6 protein-coding genes are annotated in these 3755 nt (G+C 40.1%); 4 read left to right on the forward strand and 2 right to left on the reverse strand.

Going from position 1 to position 3755, the window contains the following annotated elements:
- Window positions 1–186 precede the first annotated feature (186 nt).
- Window positions 187–594 (reverse strand): chitinase, encoded by a 408-nt coding sequence (locus tag CDG79_RS39570; RefSeq protein WP_094346923.1) that lies wholly within the window; start codon window positions 592–594, stop codon window positions 187–189.
- A gap of 568 nt (window positions 595–1162) precedes the next feature.
- Between CDG79_RS39570 and CDG79_RS39575 the strand changes: the two genes are divergently transcribed.
- The 4 genes from CDG79_RS39575 (at window position 1163) to CDG79_RS39585 (ending at window position 3256) form a co-directional block, all read left to right on the forward strand.
- Window positions 1163–1612, forward strand: coding sequence for a DUF1648 domain-containing protein (locus CDG79_RS39575; RefSeq protein WP_094346924.1), 450 nt, complete (start codon window positions 1163–1165; stop codon window positions 1610–1612).
- Between the two features lie 104 nt (window positions 1613–1716).
- Window positions 1717–1896, forward strand: coding sequence for a hypothetical protein (locus tag CDG79_RS41865; protein ID WP_143855741.1), 180 nt, complete (start codon window positions 1717–1719; stop codon window positions 1894–1896).
- 642 nt (window positions 1897–2538) lie between these two features.
- Window positions 2539–2739 carry a hypothetical protein gene (locus CDG79_RS39580; RefSeq protein ID WP_094346925.1) on the forward strand — a complete coding sequence of 67 codons (201 nt, stop codon included), beginning with the start codon at window positions 2539–2541 and terminating at the stop codon, window positions 2737–2739.
- 49 nt (window positions 2740–2788) lie between these two features.
- A complete protein-coding gene (locus tag CDG79_RS39585; protein WP_094346926.1) occupies window positions 2789–3256 on the forward strand; it encodes a sunset domain-containing protein in 468 nt (155 codons plus the stop codon).
- A gap of 101 nt (window positions 3257–3357) precedes the next feature.
- Here CDG79_RS39585 and CDG79_RS43225 read toward each other — a convergent pair.
- On the reverse strand, window positions 3358–3755 hold a 398-nt coding region (locus tag CDG79_RS43225), incomplete at its 5' end, for a hypothetical protein (RefSeq protein WP_189525309.1).

The following is a 3755-nucleotide window of genomic DNA, read 5'->3' on the forward strand; positions in this document are numbered from 1 at the left end:
TAAAACTCATGTGAAAGCTCGTCTGGGCAGGGTGTTGGGGGTAGGCTGAGTGGGTGTAGGGAAAAATCAAGAAAACTAAATACGGGTACAGACACAAATAAATTTCTTTTTCTTCCTCACGACACCCGACACCCAGAAGCCTTATAAATAATAATGGGTTTGCCGTTAACAAGCGTGCCATTCGACTTAGCAGGAAAGATTTTCGCCCGGTGAAACTCCCAACCTCTGGCAAAAATCCAGATAAAAATTGATTCGATTTTGGGCTTCTTGTCTACCTTGTGGGGACGCATTCGGTCCACATTCGATGCCACCATTGATGATGGAGATTGTCATGCCGAAACCAGAGTTGCGAATAGCATTGTGGCACGATGTCATCCAGAACCACAGGGCGGTCATGAAGGAAATAGCGCTATCTGTTGAGACCAAATCCGGGTTATTGAGCAGATCAATACCAAGAGCCGCCCCACATGTGGCATAGTTATAGTTCCACGACAACTGGATCGGTCCGCGACCGTGATAGGTTTTACCCTGCACACACGGATAGGTTGTGGGATCGCAATAGCTACCCCATACTGCTGTGTTCAGTTCATCAATGTATTAAAGTGAGAAATATTAGTTGCAATTAATACCTTTGAAATTGGGAAAAAATTCGAGAGCTGCACAAGATACCAGCATCGGATCTTCAATGGGAGGATTTGTATGTGCAACAATGTGAGCAGCAGTAACTTTTTTAAAAGTCCATGACAAATTATCTTTTCTGGAATTAGCGATTCTTTTCACCTGAGTGTAAAAATATTCCCCACGATTCAAACGATTAGAACCTTGTTTGGCATCACAACTATAAGTATCATGTTCACCTGAGAGAAGTTTATTATTACCGCTAGCTCACCCATTTCAATCAATCAGCACCCCGTCCACAATCGCAATTCCCCACTGCGGACACTTCGCCACCAGTTTCTTGATCGCGATCCTCAAAGCCGGATCATCACTCCAACACTCCTGCAAGAAGTCAAACCCCGGATTCTGCCCCGCATTCGCCGCAACTTTAAGCGTAAAACCCCCGAATTATATTATTCGGGGGATATAAGCGAATAAGCTAAATTTATTTGGCATTATTTATGCTAGACCTGATATTGTTATTCCTGGATTCGATTCGGCACAGATGCTAAACTTGAGCGCACTGGTAGGACTTGTAGGATTATTCGGCATCGCTATTCACGCTTGGTCAACATTACCGGATACTATACCAGTCCACTTTGGATTTGATGGACAAGCCAATGGTTGGGGGAGCAAAAAAGTTCTGTGGTTGTTACCAATTGTCGGTTTAGCAATTTATGGACTTTTAACATTTATTAGTCGTTATCCCAATACATTTAATTATCTAGTTGTAATTACTGAACAAAATGCTTTGCGGCAGTATCAAATTGCTTGTTCAATGTTGGATTGGTTAAAAAGTGAGATGGTTTGGATATTTGTTTACATTGAATGGCAAATATTCCATCTAGCGACTACAGAAAATCCCAATTTAGGGGTATGGTTTATGCCTGTAACATCAATAATTATATTTGCGACAATTGGATATTGGTTGAGTCAATCTTTTCTAGCACGTTAACGCCATACAAAATAGCAATTTTTCTTAACAACTTCAAAAAACACATAACTCAGATAGAAGAAAAAGCAGCCTAGCGTTGGGAGTGGGGACGAGTACTGTGTAATATGGTAGTAGTTGAGTGCGATCGCCGCTATTCTAAATCATCTACGTCGCAGAAAATTTGCGCTCTGGTCGAGGCGAGATATCATGGTAGACATAGCCGAGAAGAAAGATTTTTGTTAGATATTATTAGTCTCGGCATTTTTTGTGACTTTTTTGCTGATTCTCAATCAATCGTTGCGTAGGCGTAGCCCGCCGCAGGCATCGCCTTTTTGTATGCCCAGTTGGGCAAATTCATACATAGCAAGCTTTTTGCACTTTCTTATCCGTTAAACTCACGTTATTTTAGTAGCAAAAATTACTAATTTTTTCTCTTTACTCCCCCTGCTCCCCCTGCTCCCCCTGCTCATTGGACGATGATCTCACTTTTTCGCATTGCTCCCTATTTGCCATGACTTTTACCTAAAATCGATTTTTTTTAGTAACTTCAGTTCTCAATCTGCTGTTTGTGCTGTTTTTTAACACAAATAACTCATCGGAATTTGACGTTTTAGACGTTTGTGACAGACTTTATATGTCATCCTTGAGAAATAGAATAGTCATATTTCTCGACAATTCACTCAATAAGAAAGCTTTTACGTAACAATTATCTAACTATCTCAGACTATCTAAGTCGAATGGCACTGTACAAATTAATGAGCGTATACTTTAATTCCTTTATTAAACCAAAAACTGCTTGATAAATTTTATACTTTAGTTCTACTCTCAACTTATTATTTGGTTTAATTAACACTAAGTATAAAAGACTGATTGTAGATATTTTTGCTAACAATCGTCAAATGACTTGCTATTAATCTTTTTGAGATATCTCATCAAGATGAATTCTCGTGGCTATCAGCATATATTTAGTAACGAAAGTCACTTCTTACTTAGATTTGATTTTTGCGATCGCTGTTGCTCAGTTGGGAAGTAGCGTAGTTTTAAAGGGAGAAGTAGCAACACAAGAGATATTGGCACAATTGGTGGAGACTGCCTCCAGGGTGAGTGGCGCTAGTGATGTGCAGAGTGATGAAGTCAGTATCGGGTAAAATAGTAGGAATTAAATATATTTAGGATGAGGAGCAAGAATTAACGGCAATGAACAATCAACTTAAACCTCGTAAACTGAGCATGGTATTGACGTTAGGTACAGTGCTGATGCTAAGTAGTTGTGGTCAAAAACCGGAAGAATCTACTATCACTACGCCTCAAACACCAACTGCGATTGCTCCAGCTAGTCCTGCATCTGTTCCTGCGTCTAGTCCTGCGAGTCCTGTATCTAGCCCTGCCTCTAGTCCTATCCCTGGTGGAAATACAACTTCTAGCTCTAAGAAGCCAGTATCGGCGAATAAAGCAGCAGTTTTAGCCGCAGCACAAAATCTTGGAGTGAAACCACAAAACGAAACAACTTGCCCAAGTGATGCACTGGTAAAAGGCAAAATTACGAATAAGAGAGGCAACATTTATCACCTTCCCAAAACCTTAGATTACGAAAAAGTCAAACCGGATATTTGTTTTAAAGACCCAGCAACAGCACAACTTGCCGGTTTCCGTGCGCCTAAGTAATCTAAACAGGGCAAAGGCAGTTGATTTTTCAAATACTTCCTCGACTGTAGGATGCAGACTTTGACCTTTTGAAAAAATTAATTTCAGAAATTAGTCGTTATCTAGTGGTATCTAGCAGTTCCTCTGAGTACTAAAGTCTGATATGACTGTAATTGTCCAAACAAGGGAGTACGGATAAATCCTGATGTTTTTTGAGTAGTCAAAATGGCTTCGGTAAGGAGGGAAGTTTCTTTTTTGCCGATAGCTAGATTGGTAATTGGTAAGAGGAAGCTCAGTTTGACTATATTTCCTCCAATGTCAGGGTTTGGTGGTTTGCTAATAATTACCGTCAGTAGTGTACCAATATCAGTATCTAATGTCTGAATTTGCTCACCACTAAAATGCTGCTTGATGTTTTGTGTTCTGTAATCAAGCTGTGAAACTCCATTGAGAATTGAATAGTTTATGTGAGTGTCTTTGCCCTCAAGCTCAAACTCATTTGGTCGTTGCACAACAATTG

Source organism: Nostoc sp. 'Peltigera membranacea cyanobiont' 232 (genome assembly GCF_002245985.1).
GTDB lineage: Bacteria > Cyanobacteriota > Cyanobacteriia > Cyanobacteriales > Nostocaceae > Nostoc.

What these genes read in the sequence shown, in the direction of transcription:
- CDG79_RS39585 (WP_094346926.1), top strand. Translation starts at nt 2,789, where the DNA reads ATGAACAATCAACTTAAACCTCGTAAACTGAGCATGGTATTGACGTTA.
- CDG79_RS41865 (WP_143855741.1), top strand. Translation starts at nt 1,717, where the DNA reads ATGGTAGTAGTTGAGTGCGATCGCCGCTATTCTAAATCATCTACGTCG.
- CDG79_RS39575 (WP_094346924.1), top strand. Translation starts at nt 1,163, where the DNA reads ATGCTAAACTTGAGCGCACTGGTAGGACTTGTAGGATTATTCGGCATC.